At 75.4% G+C, this 25,164-nt stretch carries 18 protein-coding genes, 1 tRNA gene, 1 pseudogene and 1 riboswitch; of the genes and pseudogenes, 9 read left to right on the top strand and 11 right to left on the bottom strand.

Features of this window, described 5'->3' with window-relative positions; translation table 11 throughout:
• Positions 1 to 48 precede the first annotated feature (48 nt).
• Entirely contained in the window at positions 49 to 339 is a 291-nt protein-coding gene (locus ACWCYY_RS39250) for a YiaA/YiaB family inner membrane protein (RefSeq protein ID WP_345284396.1), read from the bottom strand.
• 212 nt (positions 340 to 551) lie between these two features.
• A riboswitch (cyclic di-AMP (ydaO/yuaA leader) is annotated at positions 552 to 708 on the top strand.
• Between the two features lie 12 nt (positions 709 to 720).
• Here ACWCYY_RS39250 and ACWCYY_RS39245 point away from each other — a divergent pair.
• On the top strand, positions 721 to 1,566 hold the full coding sequence (locus ACWCYY_RS39245) for a M23 family metallopeptidase (RefSeq protein WP_449798801.1): 846 nt from the start codon (positions 721 to 723) through the stop codon (positions 1,564 to 1,566).
• A gap of 70 nt (positions 1,567 to 1,636) precedes the next feature.
• On the opposite strand, the gene ACWCYY_RS39240 is transcribed toward ACWCYY_RS39245, so the two are convergent.
• Positions 1,637 to 2,512: a hypothetical protein gene (locus tag ACWCYY_RS39240; protein WP_449798800.1), complete on the bottom strand. Its 876-nt coding sequence runs from the start codon at positions 2,510 to 2,512 to the stop codon at positions 1,637 to 1,639.
• Between the two features lie 75 nt (positions 2,513 to 2,587).
• On the opposite strand from ACWCYY_RS39240, the gene ACWCYY_RS39235 reads away from it, so the two are divergent.
• The 3 genes from ACWCYY_RS39235 (at position 2,588) to ACWCYY_RS39225 (ending at position 4,846) form a co-directional block, all read left to right on the top strand.
• Positions 2,588 to 3,166, top strand: a complete 579-nt coding sequence (locus ACWCYY_RS39235; protein WP_345284401.1) for a GNAT family N-acetyltransferase — start codon at positions 2,588 to 2,590, stop codon at positions 3,164 to 3,166.
• 110 nt (positions 3,167 to 3,276) lie between these two features.
• Entirely contained in the window at positions 3,277 to 3,990 is a 714-nt protein-coding gene (locus tag ACWCYY_RS39230) for a sensor domain-containing protein (protein WP_449798799.1), read from the top strand.
• A gap of 136 nt (positions 3,991 to 4,126) precedes the next feature.
• The gene (locus ACWCYY_RS39225) at positions 4,127 to 4,846 is read left to right on the top strand and encodes a class I SAM-dependent methyltransferase (RefSeq protein WP_449798798.1); all 720 of its coding nucleotides are present in this window, start codon (positions 4,127 to 4,129) and stop codon (positions 4,844 to 4,846) included.
• Here ACWCYY_RS39225 and ACWCYY_RS39220 read toward each other — a convergent pair.
• The 7 genes from ACWCYY_RS39220 to ACWCYY_RS39190 form a co-directional block, all read right to left on the bottom strand.
• Positions 4,791 to 5,870 carry a hypothetical protein gene (locus ACWCYY_RS39220; RefSeq protein ID WP_449798797.1) on the bottom strand — a complete coding sequence of 360 codons (1,080 nt, stop codon included), beginning with the start codon at positions 5,868 to 5,870 and terminating at the stop codon, positions 4,791 to 4,793. The genes ACWCYY_RS39225 and ACWCYY_RS39220 overlap by 56 nt on opposite strands.
• A 455-nt stretch (positions 5,871 to 6,325) precedes the next feature.
• Positions 6,326 to 6,399, bottom strand: a tRNA-Met gene (locus tag ACWCYY_RS39215).
• A gap of 46 nt (positions 6,400 to 6,445) precedes the next feature.
• On the bottom strand, positions 6,446 to 7,711 hold the full coding sequence (locus ACWCYY_RS39210; protein ID WP_380150560.1) for a PrsW family intramembrane metalloprotease: 1,266 nt from the start codon (positions 7,709 to 7,711) through the stop codon (positions 6,446 to 6,448).
• Positions 7,712 to 7,819: 108 nt separating this feature from the next.
• Complete coding sequence (gene trmB / locus ACWCYY_RS39205; RefSeq protein ID WP_380150559.1) at positions 7,820 to 8,650, bottom strand: tRNA (guanosine(46)-N7)-methyltransferase TrmB; 831 nt, start codon at positions 8,648 to 8,650, stop codon at positions 7,820 to 7,822.
• 203 nt (positions 8,651 to 8,853) lie between these two features.
• The gene (gene lhgO, locus ACWCYY_RS39200; protein ID WP_449798796.1) at positions 8,854 to 10,056 is read right to left on the bottom strand and encodes an L-2-hydroxyglutarate oxidase; all 1,203 of its coding nucleotides are present in this window, start codon (positions 10,054 to 10,056) and stop codon (positions 8,854 to 8,856) included.
• A 101-nt stretch (positions 10,057 to 10,157) separates the two neighbouring features.
• Positions 10,158 to 11,729 (bottom strand): TROVE domain-containing protein, encoded by a 1,572-nt coding sequence (locus ACWCYY_RS39195; protein WP_449798795.1) that lies wholly within the window; start codon positions 11,727 to 11,729, stop codon positions 10,158 to 10,160.
• 246 nt (positions 11,730 to 11,975) lie between these two features.
• A complete protein-coding gene (locus tag ACWCYY_RS39190; protein WP_380150558.1) occupies positions 11,976 to 13,397 on the bottom strand; it encodes an MFS transporter in 1,422 nt (473 codons plus the stop codon).
• Positions 13,398 to 14,297: 900 nt separating this feature from the next.
• On the opposite strand from ACWCYY_RS39190, the gene ACWCYY_RS39185 reads away from it, so the two are divergent.
• The 3 genes from ACWCYY_RS39185 to ACWCYY_RS39175 all read left to right on the top strand — a co-directional run bounded on the left by ACWCYY_RS39185 (position 14,298) and on the right by ACWCYY_RS39175 (position 18,101).
• Entirely contained in the window at positions 14,298 to 16,370 is a 2,073-nt protein-coding gene (locus ACWCYY_RS39185; RefSeq protein WP_449798794.1) for an asparagine synthase-related protein, read from the top strand.
• A gap of 379 nt (positions 16,371 to 16,749) precedes the next feature.
• Positions 16,750 to 17,268 carry a universal stress protein gene (locus ACWCYY_RS39180; RefSeq protein WP_449798793.1) on the top strand — a complete coding sequence of 173 codons (519 nt, stop codon included), beginning with the start codon at positions 16,750 to 16,752 and terminating at the stop codon, positions 17,266 to 17,268.
• A gap of 149 nt (positions 17,269 to 17,417) precedes the next feature.
• Positions 17,418 to 18,101, top strand: coding sequence for a DsbA family oxidoreductase (locus tag ACWCYY_RS39175; protein WP_345282669.1), 684 nt, complete (start codon positions 17,418 to 17,420; stop codon positions 18,099 to 18,101).
• Positions 18,102 to 18,134: 33 nt separating this feature from the next.
• Here the strand turns inward: ACWCYY_RS39175 and ACWCYY_RS39170 are convergent, their stop codons facing one another.
• Both ACWCYY_RS39170 and ACWCYY_RS39165 read right to left on the bottom strand, forming a co-directional pair.
• Positions 18,135 to 20,249 carry a sigma-70 family RNA polymerase sigma factor gene (locus ACWCYY_RS39170; protein WP_449798792.1) on the bottom strand — a complete coding sequence of 705 codons (2,115 nt, stop codon included), beginning with the start codon at positions 20,247 to 20,249 and terminating at the stop codon, positions 18,135 to 18,137.
• 302 nt (positions 20,250 to 20,551) lie between these two features.
• Positions 20,552 to 21,397, bottom strand: coding sequence for a TetR/AcrR family transcriptional regulator (locus ACWCYY_RS39165; protein ID WP_345282673.1), 846 nt, complete (start codon positions 21,395 to 21,397; stop codon positions 20,552 to 20,554).
• A 394-nt stretch (positions 21,398 to 21,791) separates the two neighbouring features.
• On the opposite strand from ACWCYY_RS39165, the gene ACWCYY_RS39160 reads away from it, so the two are divergent.
• Both ACWCYY_RS39160 and ACWCYY_RS39155 read left to right on the top strand, forming a co-directional pair.
• Positions 21,792 to 23,165, top strand: a complete 1,374-nt coding sequence (locus ACWCYY_RS39160) for an NAD(P)/FAD-dependent oxidoreductase (protein ID WP_345282675.1) — start codon at positions 21,792 to 21,794, stop codon at positions 23,163 to 23,165.
• 232 nt (positions 23,166 to 23,397) lie between these two features.
• A pseudogene (locus ACWCYY_RS39155) lies at positions 23,398 to 24,747 on the top strand (PP2C family protein-serine/threonine phosphatase); the annotation flags it as partial.
• Positions 24,748 to 25,164 lie beyond the last annotated feature (417 nt).

Below are 25,164 nucleotides of genomic sequence, written 5' to 3'. Positions count from 1 at the left end.
GGTCAGGCGGGGGGGGGGGGGGGGCCGGGTGGGGGCCGGTCGGGGAGGTCAGGGCGCGTCCACCCGGAACGGGTCGTGCTCGGCGAGGAGCTTCTCCAGTCGGGCCTGGTCGACCCGGGTGGTGATCTCCCCCTCCTCCTGACGGTCCCGGATCACCTTCGCGAGGGTGAATGCCGAGGTGATCTCCCAGAGCAGGCCGACCGCGAGGAACGCCCGCATCCAGGCGTTCACCGGCAGGTACAGGACACCCAGGGCGAGGGCGGCGGTGGCCAGCGCGAAGGAGAGCACGGCCTGGGCGTAGTAGGCGTTGGTTGTCCGGGGCTGGGTGGCTGCGGTCATGCTCCCAGGATGGCCAACTCCCTTGCCCCGCACCTGAGTACGGGTGCTCAATCCCGGCCGGTGCGGGGGGTTGAGTACCCGGCCCGGCGGCCCCGGCCCGCGGTGTGCCGGAAAGAGATGGACTGCACCACTCAAGGCGCTTGGAATCATGGGCTCCTAGGATTAACGTTTGATAACGCAGCGCGGTCGGCAACGCCGTACCCGAACGGCACCGTGCGCCGTCGCCTAATCCCACGGCCCTCCCACGGGAGGGTCAGGGAGCCGGGGAACCACGTTCCTTGGGGTGAATCGGCCGGGCACCACCCGGCCGTAGGAGACCTTCCTGCTCCGAACCCGTCAGCTAACCCGGTAGGCGCGAAGGAAGGAAAGGAGCGCGCCTCCGTGGCGTCGACGCACACCCAGGCACACCCCCGGCACGACGGCAGCGGCACCACCCAGCTGCTCGACCACCCCCTCCCGCAGGAGGCGGCCCGGCACCGGATGCCCCGTCAGACCCGCTCCTCCGGCCCGCTGCTCGGCGTCACCGCCATGGCCGCCTCGCTCGGCGCCACCGGTTTCGCGACCGCCGCCCCGGCCGCCGCCGCTCCCGCCCCGCCCGCCGTCGCCACCGCCGACCAGGCCGACGCGGACCGCACCGACGGGGAGCGTCCGCTCTCCGCCGACCCCGGGCTGGCCCTCGCCGCCCGCATCCAGCAGCAGGCCGACGGCCAGCGCACCACCGCGGAGGAGACCGCCCGGCTGGCCGCCGCGCAGGAGGCCGAGGCCAAGCGCAGCGCCCAGGCCGAGGAGCTCGCCGCCGCCGAGGCCGCCGCCGCGAAGGCGGCCCGGGCGGCCGACTTCGCCCTCCCCACCAGCGGGTACCAGCTCACCGCGCACTACGGGCAGTCCGGTTCCTACTGGTCCCACCTGCACACCGGCCTGGACTTCGCCGCCGCCACCGGCACCCCCGTGGTCGCCGTCGCCGGAGGCACCGTCAGCTCGGCCGGCTGGTCCGGCGCGTACGGCTACCGGGTGATCCAGACCCTGCCCGACGGCACCGAGCTCTGGTACTGCCACCTCTCCTCGATCACCGTCGCCTCCGGCCAGGTCGCCCCCGGCACCGTGCTCGGCAAGGTCGGGGCCACCGGCAACGTCACCGGCCCCCACCTCCACCTCGAGGTCCGCCCCGCCGGCGCCACCCCGGTCGACCCGCTGACCTGGCTCCAGGCCCACGGCCTCAACCCCTGACACCCCGTCGGGCCCGCCGCCTCCCCGGCCGCGGGCCCGAGCCGTCGGCCCCGGTGTCAGCCCCGGTCCGTCAGTCCTGCTCCTGCTCCTCGTACCCCTGGGCCGTCAGGTACGCCTCGATCTCCTCGTGCCCCGGCTCCGGAGCCAGGTCCGGGTACTCGTGCACCAGCAGGGCGGCCAGCCCCGGCACCGTCCACTCGCCGCACAGGCGCAGCGCCTCCTCGGCCACCGCCGCCTCGAACGCGTCGAAGTCCCCCGAGAGCTCCTCGGGCATCGGCAGCCCGAGCGCGTTCAGCCCCGCGAGGTTCCGGTAGGAGCGCTGCATCAGCCGGTTCTCCAGCAGCATCCGCGCCCCGTCCGTCGCCATCCCGACCGAGATCACCCGGGTCGGCCCCCACCCGCCGTCCGAGCCGACCTCGTCCAGCCCGGCCAGGGCCCCGTACGCCTCGGCCCGCTGCTCCGGCGTCAGCTCGCGGAACCCGTCCAGCCAGGCCCGCACCGCGCCCTCGTCCGCCGTGTCCACCCCGTCCGCCCGCAGCAGCAGCGCGTACAGCCGCGGCCAGGTCACCAGGTGCGGCTGGCGCAGCAGGCCGCAGAGCAGCTCGCCCTGCCACTCGGCCTCCGCGTGCAGCTTCTCCTGCCGCTTGGCGTTCAGCCGCTTGGTGGCCCGCTGATGGTCGATCAGCAGCTCGACCGCCCTGCCGTACGCCTCCGGCTCGGACTCCGGCTGGACGTACAGGTAGAGCCGCTCGTACAGCAGTTGCTCCAGCACCGCGGAGGTCAGCTCCGGGAAGCCGTCGTGCATCCGGCCGTCGCCCAGCTCCAGCAGGGTGAGCACGGTCTGCAGCGCGGGCTCCGGCACCGGCGGCCGGCCCTGTTCGGCGGCCCAGTCGAGCAGGTCGCCGGCGCGGGTACGGGGGCTGAGCAGGAGGTCCTCGTGGTTCACCCTCGTACGGTATCCGGTGACGGACCGTCGGGACGCCGGGGCGCCGGGCCGCCGCCCCGCGTAGGGTCGTGAGGCATGACCCCCGTCCGGCTCACCGGCCCCCGGCTCGCCCTGCGCGAACTGCACGGCACGCCCGAGGAGGCGGCCGCGCTGCACGCCGTCTACGGCGACCCCGAGACCGTCCGCCACCTCGCCTTCGAACCGGCCGACCTCGACACCTGCGCCGACCAGCTGGCCCTCGCCCTCGACCTGTCCGAGGAACACCCCCGCACCGGCTACCGACTGGCCGTCACCCGCCACGCCGACGGCCCCCCGGAGACCGCCCCGCTGATCGGCAGTGCCGTCCTCACCGTGGAGTCCGCCCACGCCGCCTCGATCGGCTACGCGCTGCGCCGGGACACCTGGGGCCGCGGCCACGGCGGCGAGGTCACCGAGCTGCTCTGCACCCTGGCCTTCCGCACCCTCGGACTCGCCCGCCTGGCCGCCCGGGTCGACCCCGCCAACACCGCCTCCGCCCGGCTCCTCCTGCGGGCCGGCTTCCAACTGGAGGGCCGCGTCCGCCGGGACCTGAGGGTCGGCGGACGCTGGTGCGACTCCGACCAGTACTCCCTCCTCGACGACGAGTGGCCCGGCCCCGTCCCCGCCCGGGGGTAGGGAGAACCCCACCCCCCACGCACCGGCGGACCTCATTCCGCCGCCCCGCACCGCCCTGCGACCGTAGGAGCGTGAGCCAGGAGCGGCAGGAAGCGGACGAGGAGCCGGTGATGACCAGTCAGACCCACACCTACGCGGCGCGGTACGGCGGCCGGACGGACGGCCCGGCGGACGGCCCGGCCGGCCCCGGCTTCTGGCGGGCGCCGTTCAGTGCCGCCCCCTACCGCGAACTGGGCTTCCTGCTCACCGCGCTCCCGCTCGCGGTCCTCGGCTTCGCCTTCACCGTGGCCCTGTTCTCCGCCGGCCTGGGCCTCCTGGTCACCGTCCTCGGCCTCCCGGTCCTGGCCGCCCTCACCACCGGCGGCCGCGGCTTCGCCGCGCTGGAGCGACACCGCGCCCGCACCCTCCTCGACACCGAGGTCGGCGACCCGGAGCCGGTCCGCCGGAGCCGCCCCGGCTTCTGGGGCGCCGTGACCGCGGGCCTCTCCGACGGCCTCGGCTGGCGGGCCGCGCTCTACCAGTTCCTGATGCTGCCCTGGTCGATCGTCGCCTTCGTGCTCCCGGTGGTCACCCTCACCGTCGGCTGGGTCCTCGCCGCCTTCCCCGCCTACCAGTGGGTCTTCGCCCGCTACACCGACTGGCCCGGCTACCAGCTCTACGACTTCACCACCGACGCCGGGGTCCACCACGAGTACTACCTGACCTCCAACTGGCAGATCCTCGGCGTCTCCTTCCTCGGCTTCGTCTTCGTCTTCCTCACCCCGCCCCTGGTCCGCGGCCTCACCAACGTCTCCCGCCTCGCCATCCGCACCCTGTGCCGCTGAGGCGCCTCCGCAGGACGCGCGCCCAGGGGCGCGAGGAACTGCGCGAATCGGAGGCATCCCACCGCAAGATCGGGGCAGACGACCCGGTTGCACGTGCTGCCGTGCACGCCCACCCCCACCGTGCTCCGATGATCGAATGAGCACCCCCCTCGTCACCTCCCGCCCCCTCGACGAGTACTGCGCCCTGTTCGGCCTCACCCGCTCCGCCCTCGCCGCCCTCCCGGGCCCGCTCCTGGACTGCCCCGGCGGCACGGCCGGCCTCGCGGCCGAGGCCCGCGCCCTCGGCGTCACCGTCATCGCGGCCGACCCGGTCTACACCGCCAACCCGCCCCAACTGGCCGCCCTCGCCCGGGCCGCCCGCACCCGGATGGCCGACCGGATGGTGACCGCCCCCGAGCTCTACCCCTCGCCCCGGGCCCGCCCGACGGAGCGTTACCTGCGCAGCTGGGACCGGGCCCACGCCCTCTTCACCGCCGACCGCGCCGCTCACCCCGAGCGCTACGTGGCCGCCGCGCTGCCCCGGCTCCCCTTCGCCGACGGCAGCTTCGCGCTCAGCCTGAGCTCCTACCTGCTCTTCGCCTACCCCGAACTCTTCCCGCCCGAGCGGCAGTTGGCGGCCCTGCTGGAACTGGTCCGGGTCACCGCCCCGGAGGGCGAGGTCCGCGTCTTCCCGCTGCACGACGGAGCCGCCCGCCCCTGCCCGCACCTTCCCGCACTCCGGGCCCGCCTGGGCGAACACCGGATCGGCACCGAGGTGCGCCGATTCCCCCGCCCCGAGGACGGCCGCACCCGGCGGGTGCTCATTCTCCGCCGGGCCGACCACCGCCGACGCTCGGCCGCTCCGCCCCGTCCGTGACCGCGTCCCCGCCGCTCGCCTGCGACGGCACCGCCGGCAGCACCGGATCCGCGAGCACCTCCGACGCCGCCGCAGCCGCCGCAGCCGCCACCTCCGAGGCCTCCGGCGCCTCCGGCACCGCCCCTCCGGGCACCGCCGCCTCCACCGCGAGCAGCTTCAGGATCTGCCCCGCCACCACTCGCCGCCGCGAATCCGGCGGCACCGCACGGTCGTTGCGCATCTTGTTCTCCACCGCGAACCGCAGCTCCCGCCGCTGCTCCGGCGCCAACCCGCCGTGCTCCACCGCCGCCTTGGCCGCCAGCAGGGCCTGGAGCAGCACGAACGGCGGCAGCTCGCTGCTCACCGCCCGCAGGATCAGGTGGTAGTTCTCCGGGTCCGGGTCGCCCTGGAGCAGGGCCAGCGCCTGGACCTGGAGGCCCTCGGTCTGGGTGGCGAAGAGCTTCTCCACCTCGGCCGTGGTGAAGTTCAGCTCCCGGGCCCGGGCGCGGGTCTGCCGGACCGAGTCGTCCAGGGTCTGCCGGTCGGCGGTGGAGAGCGCCTTGGCCAGCCGCAGGCGGGTCAGCAGCCAGCCGGAGAGGAAGCCGATCACCGTGAAGTACACCGTCAGCGCCGCGGCGAAGGCCGGGGCGCCGGGGCCGTTCCCGACCACCGGGGCCAGCGCGTGGCCGAGCTCGCGGAGCAGGCCCGGCAGCGAGCCGATCTGGGTCAGCCCGGCGCCCAGCAGGATCTTGGTCAGCCAGTCGGAGACCTGCTCCAGATTGGTGTTGGGCGAGTAACTGCCCGTCGAGGTGGCGCTCATGTCGTCCGGCCGGGACGCCGCCCCGCTGGTCAGCAGCCGCGGGATGCCGAACAGGAAGCCCACCCCGGCCCCCGCCACCGCGAAGGCCGCGGCCACCACCAGCCCGCCGCCGAGGGCCCCGGCCCAGTCCGTCGAGGTCGAGGCGTAGAGCACCAGCCCGAGCAGTCCGGCCCCCACCACGGAGCCCATCCCGACCTTCGCCACGCCGTCCTTGTGCAGGTCCACCGCGCCCACCCCTCCCGAAGTCGCTGCGACTGTAGCGGACCGCCCACCGCCTGGGCAGGGCGTGCACGACCTCTGGCAGGTCGCGTCGGACCGCGCGTCGCGCCGGGCCGGACCGCCCGCGGGAACGCAGACGGCCCGTGGGCTGCTCCTCGCCGACCGCCCCGGTGGGGGACGGACCGGTGAGGCACCGGGGATGTACCGGTGAGCACCACGGGCCGGGTGACTGCTGGGAATTCGCCTGCCGCCGGAGGTCGTACGCCCTCGGGTCCTGCGCAGGCAGGGGCGGCTCTAGCGAGCAGCCACCTCACGCATCCTGAAAGAACTCAACTCAGGATCACCTCCTTTCAGTGTGCGGCCACTGTAGGCAGGAGGGTCCGGAGCGCACAACGGGTTTTCCGCCGGGAACGGCGGAAGGCCCGGCAGACGATGTCTGCCGGGCCTTCCGTGCTACTGAGTAGCGGGGACAGGATTTGAACCTGCGACCTCTGGGTTATGAGCCCAGCGAGCTACCGAGCTGCTCCACCCCGCGTCGGTGAACCCAACAGTACGTGAGAGCTGCGCAGAAGCAAAATCGGTTATCCGGCGGCGGCCGGCAGCTCCCGGTGCCGGCCGCTCCTGGCCCGGGTTCGGGCCCACAGCGCGAAGCAGACCAGCGCGGCGAAGCAGGGCACCATCAGCAGCCCGTACACCAGCAGGAAGCCCCGGGTGCCCTCGCCCGCCGCCGCGTTCCAGGCGCCGTGCAGCGACATCGAGAGCAGCAGGCCCACCGGGGCGGCCAGCCGGGCCGCCCAGCGGCGGCCGGTGGTCAGGGCGATGGCGATGCCCAGCCCGGTCAGCGCGGTGAACAGCGGGTGGGCGAAGGGGGAGAGCAGGCCGCGCAGCACGAAGGTGTGCACGGTGGAGTCGTAGTCCCGCAGGCTCGGTTCGGCGCCCAGGCCGATGCTGTCCAGCCGGTCCTGCTGGTCGTCGGTGAAGGCCCGGCCCAGGTAGAGGGCGTTCTCGGTGAAGGCGAAGCCGCAGGCCGTCACCCCGCCCAGCACCACCCCGGCGGCCAGCGTGCGCGGGCTTGACCGGGCCCGCCGCCGCGCCGGGGTCCGCACCGGACGGCGGAAGTAGGCCGGCCGCAGCCGGGGCCGGAACTCGGGCCGCCGGTACGGGCGCAGCACCCGGACCACCCGGGCCACCCGCCGGGCGGGCAGGTGGGTCCGCCGGGCCAGCACCGCGCAGGTCCGCTCCACGTGGCAGCGCAGCCGCCTGCGCACCGGCAGCAGCAGCATCGCCAGCGCCGCGCCCTTGGCCGCCTCCTCGATCAACGGGGTGGCCACGTCGGCCAGCAGGGTCTCGCCCCGGACGCTGCCCTGACGGGCGATCAGGAAGTCCCCGGCCCAGCCGTTGGCCAGCAGCGCCACCGTGGTGGCCGCACAGGCGCCCCAGGCCAGGCAGAACAGGGTGTGCCGCAGCGGCACCCGCGCGGTCTGGTTGAGCCAGGCCAGTGCCCCCAGCACGAAGGGCAGCGGCAGCAGCGCCAGCCCCAGCCCGACCAGCAGCCCGGTGGTCCCGGTCTGCCGGTGCACCAGCCGCAGGATCAGCACCCCGCACCCGGCCAGCGCGAACGCGGCCAGGGCCGAGGAGAGCGCCGGGTAGCGCAGCGCCCGGGCCCGTCGCAGCAGCTGCTCGGCCCGCACGTAGGGGTACCAGGGCAACAGCAGGCCGACCCGCCGCACCCGGGGCCCCGGGATGGTCGCGGGGCCGGCGGTGGACGGGAGCGGATCGGCGGTGGCGGCGCTGCCCCCGGCCGGAGCCGCGGGCCGGGGCGGGCCGCCACTGGGCGGACTGCTCACCCGGCACAGGGTAGGGGAACCACCCACCGCTCGGGGAGGGCTCCGGGCAAACCGGGCATCCGAGGCGGAGCGCCGTGATACGGCGTCAGGCCCCCGTCGCCCCGGGGCTCAGCGGCGGCGGAACAGCAGGTCGTGCACCACGTGGCCCTTGGCGATCCCGGCCCGCTCGAACTTGGTCACCGGCCGCCACTCGGGCCGCGGCGCGTAGCCGGGCACCGAACCCGCCGGGTGCTCCGCCGGCTCCAGCCAGCCGGTCCCGTCGCCCTCCGGGTGCAGGTTCTCCAGCTCGGGCGAGGCCGACAGCACGGCCAGCATCTGCTCGGCGTACGGCTCCCAGTCGGTGGCGCAGTGCACCAGCGCACCCGGTGCCAGCCGCGGCAGGACCAGCTCCAGGAAGGACTGCTGCACCAGGCGGCGCTTGTGGTGCTTCGGCTTCGGCCACGGGTCGGCGAAGTACACCCGCAGACCGGCCAGCGAGGCGTCCGGCAGCATGTCGCGCAGCAGGATCACCGCGTCGCCGGCCGCCAGGCGGACGTTCTGCGAACCGTTGCGCTCCAGCAGCTGCAGCAGGTTCCCGTGGCCCGGGGTGTGCACGTCGGCCGCCAGGATCCCCGTGCCCGGGTCGGCGGCGGCCATCGCGGCCGTGGTCTCGCCCATCCCGAAGCCGATCTCCAGGGTGACCGGCAGCCCGCCGAACAGCTCCCGCAGGTCCAGCGGAGTCCCGTCGATCGCCAGCCCGTACCGCTCCCAGCCGCGGTCCAGCGCCCCCGCCTGCGCGGGGGTCATCCGGCCTCGGCGGGGCTGGAAGCTGCGGATGCGGTGTTCGCGGTGCTGCTCCTCGGTGGCCCGGTGCGGGTACATCGGCGCGGGGTAGCCGGCCGGGGCGGCCGACAGGCGCGCGGACGGGGAGCTCTGGGGTGCGGGGGCGGTGGCAGTCACAATCACCCGAGTCTAGGACAACGCTCGCCCGAGCCGGAGGGGCGGGGAAATTGGTCAACCCGGGGGCGCGAGGAACTGCGCGAACCGGAAGGCGGCCCAGTGTGAGGTCGGGGCAGGTGAGCCAGTTGCAGCACGTGCCGTTCCCCCGCGCGCAGTTCCCCGCGCCCCCGGTGTGACCAATTTCGCCCGCGCCCCTGGTGGCTTCACCCGAGCGCCGACAGTGCCCGTGCGGCGATTTCGCGGCCGATCGGGAGCGAAGCGGTCGCCGCGGGCGAGGGTGCGTTGAGGACGTGGACGGTGCGGCCGGAGCCGGCGAAGGCGAAGTCGTCGAGGAGGGTGCCGTCCGGGGCGACGGCCTGGGCGCGGACGCCGGCGGTGGCGGGGACCAGGTCGGCGGCGGTGACGGCGGGGAGCAGCCGCTGGACGGCGGTGGTGAAGGCCTTCTTGGAGAGCGAGCGGTGCAGTTCGCCGAGCTCGTAGCGCCAGTGCCGCCGGGCGATCTTCCAGGTGCCGGGGAAGCGGGCGGTCTCGGCCAGGTCGGGGAGGCTGACGGTGCGCCAGTCGTAGCCCTCGCGGGCCAGCGCCGGCACCGCGTTCGGGCCGACGTGGACGTCGCCGTGGACGCCCCGGGTGAGGTGGACGCCGAGGAACGGGAAGGCCGGGTCCGGTACCGGGTAGACCAGGCCCCGCACCAACGACCGGCGCTGCTCGGTGAGTTCGTAGTACTCGCCGCGGAAGGGGACGATCCGCACGCCCGGCTCGTCCCCGGCCAGCCGGGCGATCCGGTCGCTGTGCAGGCCGGCGCAGTTGACCAGCACCTCGCAGTGCAGCTCGCGGCCGCCCGCGTGCAGGGTGAGGCCGTCGGCCCGGCGGTGCACCAGGGTGAGCGGGGTGGAGGTGAGCAGCTCGGCCCCGCCCTTGGCGGCCAGTTCGGCGTAGCGGCGGGCCACCGCGGGGAAGTCGCAGATGCCGGTGGTGCCGATGTGCAGGCCGGCCAGGCCGGTGACCTCGGGCTCGTGCTCCGCGATGCCGGCCCGGTCGAGCTCGGCGACGGGGATGCCGTTGGCCCGGCCGCGTTCGGCCAGGGCGGCCAGCCGGGGGAGTTCGTCGGCCCGAGTGGCCACGATCAGCTTGCCGGTGACCTCGTGCGCGATGCCCTGCTCGCGGCAGAACTCCACCATCGCGCTCGCGCCCTCGGTGGCGTACCTCGCCTTCAGGGAGCCGGGCTTGTAGTAGACGCCGCTGTGGATGACCCCGCTGTTGCGTCCGGTCTGGTGGGCGGCGAACTCCGGCTCCTTCTCCAGCAGCGCGACCCGCACGCCCGGCCGCGCCGCGGTCAGCGCGTACGCGGTGGAGAGCCCGACGATCCCCCCGCCCACCACCACGACGTCGTACTTCTCGCCCATGAACCCGCCCCTCGGTCCCGCATCCCAGCCGACGAGCAGTCAACCTAGTGCCTGCCCCGGCGGAGTGTGCCCCGTCGGGCAAACCCCGCCGGGGGCGGGCACTACTCCCAGGGCCAGCCCGTGTCCCGGCCTCGCTCCAAGAGCGGGATCAGGCCGAAGGCGGCGTCCGAGAGGCCGCCGAAGACGTGCCGGGCGCCGCCGCCGGACGGGGCGTAGCCGGTGGCGTACCCGGCCAGGTTCCAGGTGTAGACCGGGACTTCGGCGGGCACGGCGGCGAGCACGTCGCCGCGGGCGGCCTGCTCGTCCGTCAGGATCACCACCCGGTCGTGGCCCCGGTAGTTGTCCCGGACGGCCGCGGCGGTCTCGGTGCCGCCCAGCCAGCCGAAGCGGTCCATGATCCGGAGCACGCCCTCGCCGGGGGAGTGCTCGACCCGCTGGTGGCCGGAGCCGAACTCGACCAGGTCGGCCCGCTCGGCGCGGAGCGCCAGGGCGGTGCCGAACAGCGCGGCGGAGTCGGCCCGGTTGAGCTCGGTGCGCTCGCTGAGCCGGTCGAACATCGAGCCCGAGCGGTCCACCAGGACCAGCGTCCGGCCGGGCAGCGCGGGGACGTTGGCCAGCGAGTGGCCGAGCGCGGTCTCCAGCGCGGTGCCCCAGCGGGACTTGGCGGCGTTCCGGTACGCGGCCAGGTAGCGGAACGGGAACTGCCGGGAGCGCCGCACCTCCTCCGGGTCGGAGATCCGCCGGGCCACCTCGGCGGCGGCCTGCTCGCCGATGCCCGCCCGGTCGAAGTTGCGCAGGTTGCGGACCAGCGCCATCGGGCCCATGGACGGGATGACGGCCTCCCAGACCGCCGCGTCCAGCGGGCCCTGCAGCCAGCCGGCCAGCGCCTCCCAGGTCATCCCGGCCGCGGCCAGCCGCTCCGCCCCGCCGGGGGCGGTCACCAGGGCGCGCCGCTGCTCCACCGGCACCCGGGTCAACTCGTCGTGGGCGCACAGCAGTTCGATCCCGGCGGGCGGCTCGGCGCTCTCCGGGTGGTGCCGGCGGTCCAGCGCGTAGCGGAACAGCTCGGACTGACCCGGCCGCTGCGGGTCGGGCACGGGGTGGGTCAACTCCAGCACGTCGCCGAAGCGGTAGCCCTTGGCCGCGGTGTCGTACTTGAGCAGGGCCGGGGCGGTGTAGAGGCGGCGGACGGCGTCGGCCACGCCGCGCTTCAGCGGCTTGGGCAGGGCCCGGCCGTAGCGGGAGGTCCAGTACGCCAGCAGCTCGCCCGGCTCGTCCGCCCGGCGCAGCACGGTCTCGACCACCTGCCGGGAGAAGCCGGGCGCCCCGGCGTCGAGGCGGGCCCGGGTGAACTCGGCGGCGCCGACCAGGGCGGCGGTGCGCAGCCCGGCCCCGTAGCGGAGCCAGCGGAGCAGGGCCAGGGTCCACTCCGGATCGCTGACCGCCAGCCGGCGGACCAACAGGGAGTAGCGGTCGTCCCGGTCGGCGGCCTGCTCGTAGAACGAGCGCTGGCCGACCAGGTTGGCCACCGCGAGCAGGAAGAGCTCGGAGCGGGCGTCCCGGAGGTGCCCGGTGCCGCCGTTGTGATTGGTCGTCACCTGCCCCGTGCCGGTCACCGCCGAAGCCGGACCGCGGCGCGGCACCGAGGGCCGCCGGAGGTTGAACCGGGACATGCTGGACATCCTCACTCGCTCGGAGACGGAAACACCTCGGGGCGCCCGGTGCGGGCACCCCGAGGTGACGAGAGCGTCCAGAGGACAAGAGCGGCGGAGGCGTTGCTGTTGCTCTCCCGAACTGAGCTACACCGCCGGAGCGGCAGCGGGATTCGAACCCGCGACCCACAGAGCCGAAGTAGCCCCCACCTGCGCACCTGGACGAGGACGAGACTAACCGGGCGGCGCGGGAGGGGGCACGTGGATTTACGCCGGGGCGACCAGCATCAGGCGGGCCCGTTCGGTGAGTTCGCGGACCCGGCGTTCCTCCTGGTGCGGCTCCAGGCGGCGGAGCAGCTCCAGCACGTACTCCCGGCTGCGCTGCGAGGAGATCCGGCCGGCCACGTCCACCGCCCGTTCGCCGGCGGCCACCGCCGCGTCCAGGTCGCCGGCCTCGGCCTCGGCCATCGCGGAGACGATCAGGCGTAAGCCGTGCGAGCGGACGAACCCCTCGGTCGGCCGGGCCAGCGCCTCGCGGGTGAACTGACGGACCTTCGACAGCTCGCCCAGGTCCCGGAAGCACTCGGCGGCGTCGGCGGCCAGCCGGTCGTAGGCGTAGAAGTCGATCCAGGCCGGATCGGAGTCACCCGCCCGCGCGCGCTCCAGGGCGCTCTCGGCGGCGGAGAGCGCCCCCGCGCAGGCGGCGGCGTTCCCGTTCCGGGCGTGCGCGCGGGCCTCCACCAGGTGGAAGAAGCTCATGGTGCGCGCGGTGGCCAGCCCCCGGTTGCGCTCCAGCGCGGCCTGGGCGAGGTCGACCGCCTCCTCCGCGAAGCCGCGGTAGCAGGCCTGAAGGCTCATCGAGGCCAGCACGTAGCCGCCGAGCGGCACGTCGGCGGCGGCCCGGGCCAGCCGCAGGGCCTGGATGTAGTACCGCTGGGCCGCCTCGTGCTGCCCGGTGTCGAAGGCCATCCACCCGGCCAGCCGGGTCAGTTCGGCCGTCGCGCCGAACAGCGCCCGGCCCACCGCGTCGCTGTACGAGCCGAGCAGCAGTGGCGCCGCCTCCACCCGCAGGCACTCCGGCACCATCGAGGAACGCCAGTCCCCGCCGCCGTACTTGGAGTCCCAGCGCCGGGCCTCCTGGGCCGCCTCGCGCAGCTTGGCCGCGTCCGAGTGCCCCACCCGGTACCCGCTCGGGTCGGCCACCCCGGCCTCCCGGGCGACCGAACCGTCGGCCGGGGTGATCAGCCACCGGGAGACCGGCGTCGCGTACGCCGAGACCGAGAAGGTCCCGGCCAGGCTGTCGCTCCACCGCCCGCCGCCGGGGCCCCGGCGCAGCTCCAGGTCCACCCGCCACAGGTCGGTCGCCGACCGCACCGCCTCCGGCACGTCGCGCGGGAACGCCAGGCCGAGCTCCGGCGCCGGGTCGGTGTCGCCCAGCCCGATCTCGTCCAGCGGCACCGGGCGGCCCAGCTTGGAGCCGATCGCGGTGGCGATCAGGTGCGGTACCGGCCCCTGCGGGATCATGCCCTTGCTGACCCAGCGGGCCACCGAGGTCTTGTCGTAACGGAGTGTCAGACCCCGCTGCGCGCCCAGGTCGTTGACCCTCCTGGCCAGGCCGGCGTTGCTGATCTGGGCGACGGTGAGGAGCGTGCCGAGCCGCTCGTTCGGCCCTCGTGAACTGGCGGTCATGGTGGCGGCGGCACCCCCTGGCGCGGTGCGGCGGGTCTGCGGAGTGAGCGCGCCCGTGCACGGTGGCTTGATCGTGAACGGCGCGGAGGCCGTGGGTGGGTGGCGGACGGGGTGGCGTGCCCGCCGACGGCGTCCGGCGCGAGCCACTGCTTGCACCACCTAGCGTAGTCGTCCGGGTTCCGAGGGTTAAGAGTCCGGATTCCGGATGGCGGGATCGCGTGCCGCTCTACGGGTCGCGCGGGGGGTGGTGCGCGGGCGCCGCAGCCTCCACGGGGTCGTGCCGGACGGGCGTGCTCCGGTCCGGTGCAGACGTGCGCCCGGCTGTGCCCCCTGGCCCGATGGGCTGGTCGGCGATTCGCTGGGGGCTGTGGGTCGGCCCGTCGTCGAGGACCCGGCGGGCCGGGGGACACCTCCGCCGACATCCCCGCGGGCGGGGGTGGGGTCCGGGAGGGCATGCGGATGCCCTCCCGGGCGGGGTGACGCATTTCGGCCATTCCGCGATGCCCACGTCAACGGACGGCCCGGGCCCCGGAGGGGAAGGCCCGGTCCGTCCGCGCTCCGGCCCGGCAGGGCAGCGACCCGGTGGCCCGGAGGGCCATCAGGGGCGCGGGGAACTGCGCGCTGGGGAACGGCAGCACGTGCAACTGGCTCGCCTGCCCCGATCTGGCGCTGGCCCGCCTTCCGTACTCGCGCAGTTCCTCGCGCCCCCGGGGCCTTCGGCCCAGAGGCGCCGCCCTCCCGGGCCGGAGCGTTCCTGACGGTCCGTCTACTGCCGCAAGTCCCGTGATCCCGTGGGGAGATGGTGGCACGATGGCCTCCGGAGGCTTCGGGCTGGCGGGAGGCGCGATGCGGTGGCTCACGGGATGGTGCGGGAGCTCGCCCGGGCCGGGGCTCGGAGAGGTGCGACCGATCGCCGCCACCGTGCTCTGGCCCGGCGTCAGTCCGCTCTGGGCGGTGGGTGACTGGCGCCCGGACGAGATCCGACTGGTGACGCTGCGCCCCGGGGCCCCGGCCGTGGTCACCACCGGCCCGCCGCCCGCCGACCCCGCGGCGGAGCCGCCCGGCACCGTCCGCCTCGCCGTCCTCGGCCGCTGCGGTGCCTCCGACGCCGAGCTCGCCGCCGGCCTCGCCACCGCCCGGGGCGGCGCCGTCCACCACCTCACCACCTGGCCCGGCAGCTACACGGCGGTGCTCCGCACCGGCCCCCGCTCCACCGTGCTGCTCACCGACCTGGCCGGCGTCCTGCCGGTCTTCCACACCCCGTACGAGGGCGGCACCGCCTACGCCACCGCCGCCCTCCCGCTGGCCGACCTGGTGGGTGCGCCGCTGGACACCGGCCACCTCGCGGCCCGGCTGGCCTGCCCGGAGTCCCCCGAGGTGCTCGGCGAGTCCACGCCGTACCGCGGGGTGCGGAAGGTGCCGCCCGGTCATCTGCTCGGGATCCGCAACGGAAGGGCGCACGTCTCCGGCTACGAGCCGGAGCGGGGCGGCGCACCGACCCCGCGTGAGGAAGCCCCTGCGGTCAGGGAGTTGACCCGCGCGCTGCTGGAGTCGGTGCGCTGCCGGGTCCGCGCCTCCCGGGGCGGCACCGGCCGGCCCCGGCTCGGGGCGGACCTCTCGTACGGCACCGGTTCGGCCACCGTGGCGCTGCTGGCCGCCGCCGTGCCGATCGCCCCGGGCCCGGAGGGGCCGCCGCCCCGTCAGGACGAGGGCCGTGACGACGAGGCCCCCGCGCCCAGGAACGGTGCGGTCAAGGGCTCCTGGGCCCGCCCGGCGGGCCGCCGCCCGGGCCCGGCGGCACCCGAGCGCCTCACCGCGGTGACCCTCCCCGAGGAGGTCCCGCCCGGCGCCGAGCTGGAACTGCCGCGGCTGCGGCAGCTGTTGGTGCCCTCCCCGCTCCCCTACGCGGAGCTGGCCGCGCTCTCCGGCGTCGATGCGCCGCCGGCCGGGCCGCTCACCGACGAGCCCGGCACCGCCCTGGTCGCCGCCGCCCGGCTGGGCCACCGCTTCGAGGCGGGCGGCGCCGACCACCTCACCGGCTACGGGGCCCGCCAAGTGCTCGACGGTCATCCGGCCCGACTGGCTGACCTGGTCAGGGCCGGACGGGCCCGGCGGCTGGCCGCACCGGTGGCCGCGCTGGCCGGGGCCGAACGGGCGGCGGCCACCGGCGCGTTCGGCACCCTGCGCACGCCCCTGACGGTCTGGCGCGCCGCCCACCGGCTGGCCCGCGCCCGGTACGCGGAGGCCCTGGACGACGCCGCGGTCCGGTTGACGGCCCGTCACCGGACGGCCGGGGGCGGCCCCGGCGAACGGTCGACCGCCGAACTGGCCTGGTGCGTCCCCGGCCCGGCCGCCCGCTGGCTCTCCGACGACGCCCTCTCCGCCGTCGCCCTCCGGCTCCGGCTGGCCGCCCGTGGCCCCGCCCCCGCCGAACCGCCCGGCGCCCGCCGGGCCCGGCAGGCCCTGCACCGGCACGCGGCCGAGTACCGCACCCTGCTGCACGCCGCCGAACAGCAGGGCCAGCGCCTGCACGCCCCCTTCCTGGACAACCAGGTGGTCCGGGCCGCCCGCCTGCTCCCCGACGAGACCCGCCTCCAGCCCGGCGCCCGGCACGCCCTGCTGCGCGCCGTCCTGGCCGGAGCGACCAGCGCCGACCTTCCCCCCGGCTGGGGTCCCCACCCCGACCGCACCACGGCGGACCTCGCCGGACTCCACCTCGCCGCGGACGGGCTCACCGCACTCTTCCGCGCCCCGCTCCTCGCCGAGGCCGGCCTGATCGACCTCCCCGCCGTCCACACCGCCCTCGCCTCCCTGGGCCCCCGCGCCACCGAGCTCCCGCCCGACACCGTCGCCGGCCTCGCCGAACTGGTCTCCACCGAACTCTGGCTCCGCCGCATCCACGCCCGCCGCCACGGCTCCGCCTGGACCGGACTCCCCACCCCGCCCCGCCCGGCCCTGGCCCGCCCCGCCTGAGCTGAAGAGGCGGCAGGACAAGCGCCCGGGGGCGCGAGGAACTGCGCGAGTCCGGAAGGCGGACCGGTATGAGGTCGGGGCAGACGAGCCAGTTGCACGTGGTGCCGTTCCCCTGCGCGCAGTTCCCCGCGCCCCCAGGTGGCCCTTCGGGCCCCGGTCCCGCGCACCGTCCTGGGCTGCTCCGCGAAGCGCCCCGCAGGGGCGCGGGGAACTGCGCGAATCGGAAGGCGGCCTACCTGCAACTGGGGGCACGTCAGCCGGTTGCACGTGCTGCCGTTCCCTTGTGTGCAGTTCCCCGCGCTCCCAGGTGGCCCTTCGGGCCCCGGGGCCGCAGCCGCGTCTGCCCGGGTTCGGGAGTCTGACGGGCCATCATGGGGGAGTGTCGAGTGCGGAGCAGGTGACGGCCCCCGAGAGTCTGCCGGTGTCCGAGGAGGAGCCCGTCGGTGGTCCGCCCGGGGTGCTGGCGGCGTGCGACGGTTCGGACGGCTCGCTCTGGGCGCTCGACCGGGCGATGGGCGAGGCGGAGCTGTACGGCCTGCCGCTGTACGTGCTGGCGGTGGTCAACCCGTCCCCGACCGGCTACCCGCCGGGGATGATCGAGTTGGTGCAGGAGAGCATCGAGCGCCTCTCGGCCAGCATGGCCGACGGTCTGCGCCGCTCAATCGCCACCGTCGAGTCCACCCGCGGCCGCCCCTTCCAGGGCCCGCTCTCCCTGCACGTGGTGCTCGGCAACGTCGTCGAGGTCCTGCTCCGCTGCACCCGCGGCCAGCACACCCTGGTGGTCGGCACCCGGGGCAACGGCGGTTTCAGCCGCCTGCTCCTCGGTTCGGTCAGCACCGCCGCCGTCCACCACGCCGCCTGCCCGGTCCTGGTGGTCCCGGCCCCGCCCGCCGTCTGACCGCCCTCCGACCACCGCCGGACCGCCCCATGACGGGCCCCGCCGCGGTGAGGGCCGTCACAGCACCCCTCCATCCGCCCGGGAATCAGGACAGCTTGGTTGATAGTTCACCTTTCCGTCCCCCGAACACCCGGAGCAGCAGGAGAGTCATGAAGGTCGAGATCTGGTCGGACATCGCGTGCCCGTGGTGCTTCGTCGGCAAGCGTCGCTTCGAGCAGGCGCTGGACCGCTTCGAGGGCAAGGACGGCGTCGAGGTCGTCTACCGGCCGTACCAGCTGGTGCCGGACGCTCCCGAGACCGCCTCCTCGCACCGCGAGTGGCTGGCCGAGCGCTACGGCCCGCAGTCCGTGGCGATGGACGCCCGGGTGACCGAGCTGGGGAGGACCGAGGGGATCACCTTCGACTTCGCCACCGCGCTGCACGCCAACACCCTCCTCGGCCACCGGCTGCTGCACCTGGCCGAGACCGAGTACGGCCCCGAGGTGCAGGGCGTGCTCAAGGAGGCCCTGCTCAAGGCGCACTTCAGCGACGGCGTGGACGTCGGCGACCGCGCGGCGCTCACCGACATCGCGGCCGCCGCCGGCCTGGACCGCGAGCGGGTGGCCGGCTACCTGGCCGGGGACGAGGGCGCCGAGGAGGTGCGCGCGCAGATCGCCGAGGGCCGTGAGCTCGGCATCACCGCCGTGCCGACCTTCGTCTTCGAGGGCAAGTGGGCGGTCCAGGGCGGCCAGGAGGCCGAGACCTTCCTGCGCGTCCTGGAGCAGGTCGCCGCCGAGACCGCCGCCGAGACCCCCGCGGCCCCCGTCTGCGACGACGACAGCTGCGCGGTCTGACCATCCGTCAAGCGGCGGCCCCGGATGCCCGGATCAGCTACAGCTGATCCGGGCATCCGCCCAGCTGGCCAGGTCGATCAGACCCCAGCCCCCGGACTCCGACCGGGCGACCAGGCGGAACGAGCGCTGCCCGGTGAGGTCGGCGGTCACGGGCACGGCCCGGCCGCCCGGGGTCAGCGGGCCGGAGCGCCAGAGCACCGTGCCGTCCCCGCCCTCGACCGAGAGGCGGACCGTGCCGAACCGCAGGCCGCCGTCGTCCAGCCCGGCCACCGCACGGAACGAGGTGCAGGACCGGTTCAGGTCCACCGTCGTCTGCGAGGGCACCCGGGCGCTCAGCCCGCGCTGGTAGCGGGTGCCGCCGATCCACAGGCCGGTGCGCTGCCAGACCCAGCCGCCGCCGCGGCGGATCGTCGGGGTCGGCGGCGGGTCACGGTGACCGCCCTGCGGGCCGAACGGCAGGTCGTCGGCCCAGAAGTCGACGAGCTCGGGCGGGGTCGGGGTGGGCGACGAGGTCGGCTTCGGCACCGTCGGCGGGGTGGGCGTCGGCGGTGGGGTGACCACCGGCGGTTCCGGCGGGGTCGGCGTCGGCGCGGGCCGCTCCGGCGTCCGGCTGGGTGTGGGGCTCGGGCTCGGGCTCGGCGAAGGCGTCGGTGACGGGGTCGGCGAGGCTGCCGGCCGCACCGGAGCGGGCGTCGGGCGGGCGGGCGTCGGAGTCGGCTCCTCCGGGGGTTCCGGAGTGGGCGTCGGAGTCGGCGGGGCCGGCACCGGCTTCGGTGCGGCGGCCGCCGACGGCGGTGCCGCAGGGGCCGAGACGGCCGGTGCGGCCGCCGGGTGCCTGGGCTCGGGCGTGCCGGTGAAGGCGTACGCGGCCACCGCCGCCGCGACCACGGCGATCCCGGCCGCGATCCCGGCCTTGGCGGCCGTCCCCAGCCCCTCGCCGGCCACCGCCCCGGCACCGGAGGACCCTCCGCCGGAGGCCGCACCGCCGGAGGCCGCACCGGCCCCCGCACCTGCGGTCGCTCCGCCCGCGGTCGCTCCGCTCCCGGTCGCGGTGGCCCCCGCCACCGCCCCGGCACCGACCGCGCCGAGCCCCATCGCGGCGGCGGCAGCGGTGAAGTACCCGGCCCCGACCCAGACCAGCACACCCCCGGGCAGGAGCGCCCGCAGGCCGGTGTTGATCTCGGTCAGCTCCAGGTACGCGGCCGTGCAGCGGTCGCACTCCTGGACGTGCCGGCCGACCTCGGCCGAGGCGCGCTTGCGCAGCGAACCGCGCGCGTAGGCGCCGAGCCGGTTGGCGTAGGCCTCGCAGTCCCGGTCCTGACTGCCCGACACGTGGGCCTGGAGGAAGGCGGCGGCCAGCCGGTCCCGGGCCCGGTGGGCCTGGACGGCGGTGGCGTTGGCGGTCTTGCCGAGCATCACCGCGACGGTCTTCGGCGACTCCCGCTCGACCTCGGTGTGCCAGAGCACCACCCGGTCGTCCTCGGGGAGTTCGGCGTAGGCCTGCATCACCATCCGCTGGTCGGCCATCGCCATCGCCCAGGCGTCCGCGCCCGGGTCGGCCAGGTCCAGGTCGATGGTGGCGGCCGAGGTCTTGGCGAACGTGCTGAAGTCGTCGACCAGTTGCTCGCGGCGCTCGCTGCGCGCCCAGGCGGCGGCCACGTTGCGCACGGCCGTCAGCAGGTAGGCGCGGACCGCGAACTCCGGCCCCTTGCCCGCCCGCAGGGCCTGCAGGGTGCGGGCGAAGACCTCGCCGGCCAGGTCCTCGGCGGTGAAGCTGTCCCGGCAGCAGGTCCGGGCGTAGCGGCGCACCGAGTCGGCGTGCCGCCGGTAGATCTCCTCGTACGCGCCGTCGTCGCCGGCCCGCACCATGGCGGTCAACTCGGCGTCGGAGGGCGGCCGTTCGCCGTCGACCGGATCGGCCGGGGCGGGCACCACCGGGCGGGCCGGCGGTTCCCCGGGCACGCCCATGAAGGCCTCCGGGGTGACCCCGCCCTGTCCGGCGGCGGCCTGCCCGGGCACCCGGCCCGGGGGCACGGCGGCGGCCCGGCCGCCCGGCAGTGACTCGCGGATGGGGGCGCCGGCCTGGTCCGGCACCTGGCCGGGCGCGTCGAGCCCGTGGCCGTGCTCGTTCTGCTCCTCGGCGCTCAACGTGCCTCCCACCGGGCCGGGGTGCGCCCGGAGACCGTCCGGCCGGGCACGGAGACCCTACGACCGGGCACGGTGACCGCCCGGTGCACCGACCCGGCGCGGGCCGCGGCTCCGGCCGGGCGAACGGCGCGCAACGGGACAATGGCTCCAACCACGGCCAAAGAATGGCATAGCGGAGCGGACACGGGAAGCCGCAGCCGTCCGGACCCACCCGTACGGGCACCGCCGGCGGTCCGGGGCCGGAAGACCTCCGGGCCCCGGACCCACCGACAGGACGCGCGCTCGGTACGGGTGTTGACCGCTCAGCGGGCCCGCAGCCCGTGCAGCAGGATCTGCAACAGCCGCTCCGCCGGGGCGTCGTGGAGTTGACCCTCGGCGGGCTCGGCGCCCTCCTCGCGCGCGGCCCTGGCGTGCACCGGCACGGCGGCGGTGAGCACCAGCACCACGTCCGCGACGGTCACCCCCGGCCGCAGCTCGCCCGCCGCACCCGCCCGGGCCACCAGCGCGGCCAACAGGTGCAGCAGCTGGCGCGGGTCCGCGTCCCCGGCCGGCTCGGCCGCGCGCCGTCCGGCGGGCTCCGCCGTGTACGCCGCCGGCTCCGCCGCGTACGCCCCGGGACCCTCCGAGCGGCGCAGCTGCTCCGGCACCTGCGGCTCCGCCGCGTCCCGGAAGGTGGCCAGCTCCTCCGCGTAGCGGAACGCCGAGGGCGGCAGCAGCCGGCCGGCGCCGGAGCCGACCGCCCGGGACAGGTACCCGGCCAGCGCCTCCCAGGGGCCGGAGCCGCCGTACAGCGACTCCTTGGCCTGAGCGGTCAGCCACGCCACCTCCTCGGCGGCGATCCGCTGGACCAGCACCTCCTTGCTCGGGAAGCGCCGGTAGACGGTGCCCACGCCGACGCCGGCGCGACGGGCGACCTCCTCCATCGGGGCCCCGTAGCCGAGCTCGCCGAACACCTGGCGGGCGGCGCGCAGCACGCTCTCCAGGTTCCGCCGGGCGTCCACCCGCAGCCGTGCCGCGCCCGAGGGCTCGTCAGGCGCGGCATAGCTCTCCCGGGCACCCGGCCCGCGCTGCTCCGGCACCACTCCGGCCGGGTTGCGATCCGCCGCTAGTGGCACGGGCAGCCCCAACAGTTGTTCCTGATCAGTCATGACAACCTCCCCCGAAGGCGCCCGGACGGGCGCCACACAGTCCGGCCGCTCGGGCACCCCCCAGGTGCACGGCGGTGCCCGAGCAGGACGGTGCCGCCCCGGATCGGGCGGACTTCCGCACCAACCTTCCCCGGTCGGGCCCACTGCAGTCGGACAGCTCCACGGGGCCGGCACCGGTCCGGCCCAACGCACAATCCGACCATAGTTCAAGGAAGTTCGCGGCAGAAGTGGACCTAAAGGCCGGGACGACGGCAAATCCCGGCCACCCGGGGTCCACCTGCCGGCCCACTCTTCGGCCGGTTTCCACCACCCGATCCGGTACGGCCTGTGGACAAGACACCACCCGACAGGGCGTCATGGAGGACGCGGCCGGGCGGGCCCCGGCCGCGCACCCGTGCTCACCCCGGAAAGAGGTGGCCCCATCAGGATCCTGATCGTCGGCGGCGGCTGCGCCGGAACCGCCACCGCCCTGCGCCTGCAACAGCTGCTCAAGGCCGAACTCCGCGACGGCCGGGCCGAGATCACGCTGGTGGAGCCCCGGCCGTACCTCACCTACCAGCCACTGCTGGCCGAGGTCGCGGCAGGCTCGGTGGACCCCCGCCACGTGGTGGTGCCGCTGCGCCGCCTGCTGACCCAGTGCCGGGTGCTCACCGCCCGGGTGGTCCGGATCGAGCACGCCGAGCGCCGGGTCACCCTCACCCCCGTGGACCGGGACGGCGCCGTCGAGCTCACCGAACTCCCGTACGACGTCCTGGTGGTGGCCCCCGGCTCGGTCTCCCGCACCGCCCCCGTGCCCGGCCTGGCCGAGCACGGCCTCGGCTTCGCCACCGTCGGCGAGGCGGTCGCCCTGCGCAACCACGTGCTCGAACAGCTCGACCTGGCCTCCACCACCCGCGACCCGGAGCTCCGCCAGTCCGCCCTGACCTTCGTCTTCGTCGGCGCCGGCTACGCCGGGGTCGGCGCCCTCGCCGAACTGGAGGACATGGCCCGGTACGCCGCCAAGGGCTACCACAACCTCCAGCCCGAGGACCTGCGCTGGATCCTGGTCGAGGCCCGCGACCGGATCCTCCCCGAGGAGCCGCCCGAGCTCGCCGACCACACCCTGGCCGAACTGCGCGAGCGCTCCATCGACGTCCGCCTCGCCACCACCCTGGACTCCGCCGCCGACCGCCTGATGAGCCTCTCCGACGGCAGCCGCTTCTGCGCCCGCACCCTGGTCTGGACGGCCGGCGTCCGCCCCGCCCCGCTGCTGCGCGACTCCGACCTCCCGCTCGACCGGCACGGCCGGGTGCGCTGCCTGCCCACCCTCCAGGGCGCCGGACCTGACGGAGTCGCGGTGAACGCGCTCTGGGCCGCCGGCGACTGCGCCTCCGTCCCCGACCCGACCGCCCCCGAGCGCCTCGGCCACCCCGCTGACTGCGCCCCCAACGCCCAGCACGCCGTCGCCCAGGCCACCCTGCTGGCCGAGAACCTGGCCGCGGCCCTGACGGACCGTCCCCTGACGCCCTACCAACCCGGCCGGGTCAGCTGCTCCACCTCGCTCGGCCTGCGCCGCGCGGTCGCCCACACCAGCCGCGGCGGGCGGCTCACCGGCCGCCGCGCCTGGTGGCTGCACCGGGCCCGCCACCTGCGGGGCCTGCCCAGCACCGAACGGCGGATCAGGGTGCTCACGGGCTGGCTGCTCGGCGGGCTGTTCAGCCGGGAAGTGGTCTCGCTGGGCGCGGTCGAACACCCCCGCTCGGAGTTCGAGGCGGGCTTCAAGCCGTGACCGGGACGGACCGGCCCGGTGCGGCTCCTGCCGCAGTACGTCCCACAAGGTGGGACGAAACACCCCGCAATGGTCGTACGACTTCCGGAATCGCACTCAGGCCTGACAGGATCAGCCCGTCCGGACCATCACGCCGAGTGGCCTGTCGAGCACACGATGTGATGATCCGTCAGAAACTCGCCCGGGGACTCGCGGACCCGCCGAGCTGGTCCCCCGAAGGAACGGCCCTCGCTTGAACCTCATGCGCTGGAGCGCCAGGCTCACCGGAGCAGCCTGGCGCCCCGCCCCGCCCCCCGCGCCCGGCGAGCCGGTCAACCTGCCCGCCCCGCGCGAGCCCGGCGTGCCCGGCGCCCTGCTCGACCTGCGCGAGATCGACGAGCTCTACGACCTGCGGAACGTCCTCGGCCGCCTCCCCGCCCCGGTCGCCGTCACCTACGGTCCCCTCCACCAGCTCGGCTACGCCAACCGCGCCTACCGCGAGCTCTTCGGCGACCGCCCGCCCGGCCTCCCCGCCGTCGAAGCCCTCCCCGAACTCGCCGGCCTCGGCGTCCTCCCCCTGATGGACCAGGCCCTGCGCAGCGGCCGCCCCCGCAGCGTCAAGGCCCGCAGGATCATCGGCCTCGACGGCAGCCGCTACTACAACGTCTCCTGCGTCCCGCTCGGCAGCGAGGGCGGCACCGACCCGGCGGCCGCGGCCGCCGCCACGGCCGCCCTCGTCGGCGCCGGCCCGGCCCCCCTCGCCCCGCCCGAGGGCCCCGGCACCCACGACGACGTGGTCCGCCACCCCGTCGGCGTCCTCGTCTACGCCGCCGAGGTCACCGACCAGGTCCTCGCCGCCACCCGCCTGCGCGAAGCCGAGAGCCGCCAACGCGAAGCCGCCGTCACCCTCCAGCGCAGCCTCCTCCCGCAGAAGCTCGAACAGCCCGCCGGCCTCACCGTCGCCGCCACCTACCAACCCGGCGGCGCCGAGGCCGCCGTCGGCGGCGACTGGTACGACGTCATCGGCCTCGGCGGCGGCCGCACCGCCCTGGTCATCGGCGACGTCATGGGCCGCGGCCTGCGCGCCGCCGCCGTGATGGGCCAGCTCCGCACCGCCGTCCGCGCGTACGCCCGCCTCGACCTCCCCCCGCACGAGGTGATGACCCTCCTCGACGGCCTCGCCATGGAGATCGACGCCAACCAGATCGCCACCTGCACCTACGCCGTCTGGGACCAGGCCCCCGCCACCCTCGTCTACGCCTCCGCCGGCCACCTCCCCCTCCTCCTCCGCGGCCCCGACGGCACCGTCCTGCGAGGAGAGGAACAGAACGGCCCCCCGCTCGGCACCGGCAGCGGCACCCACATCTCCCACACCCTCCGCCTCCTCCCCGGCACCACCGGCGTCCTCTATACCGACGGCCTGGTCGAACGCCGCGACGAGGACATCGACCACGGCATCGACCAGCTGGCCCACACCCTGGCCGGCGCCATCGGCAACCCCGACGTGGTCTGCGCCCGCCTGCTGCGCACCATGGGCGTCACCACCGACCACGACGACGACGTCGCGGTCCTGGCCTTCCAGGTCCCGTCGGACCGGCCTCCGGCCACGGGTTGACGTCGCCCTCGCAGAGGTCTAGTGTTCTCCGAGCTGCCTGACAGGGAGAACCGGACGCGCGCTCTGCACGGACGGTCCCGGGGTGGCCGATCTCCTGAAACACCACTTCTCATTCGAACTGGCTCGCGCCTTGTCGCGGGTCGGTCTGATTTGTCGTGTGCAAATTCAGAAGATCGGGCCGAATTCGCTTTACAAGGCGGGTATCGGTTAGAGTTTGAAACGTCGGACGGGCCGTCAGGTCGCAGAAGACGCAAGCGAGTTGGATGAACGAAGCGCCGCAAACGGGGCGGAAAACATCTGGTAAGCTAAGAACACGAAAGAACGAAGCGCCCGGAGGGCCCGCTGGAAGGCGGATCGAAGGAAGCCACCGTTCCTTGAGAACTCAACAGCGTGCCAAAAGTCAAC

The sequence above is a fragment of the Kitasatospora sp. NPDC001664 genome (assembly GCF_053596675.1).
This window is presented reverse-complemented; position numbering and strand designations above follow the sequence as displayed.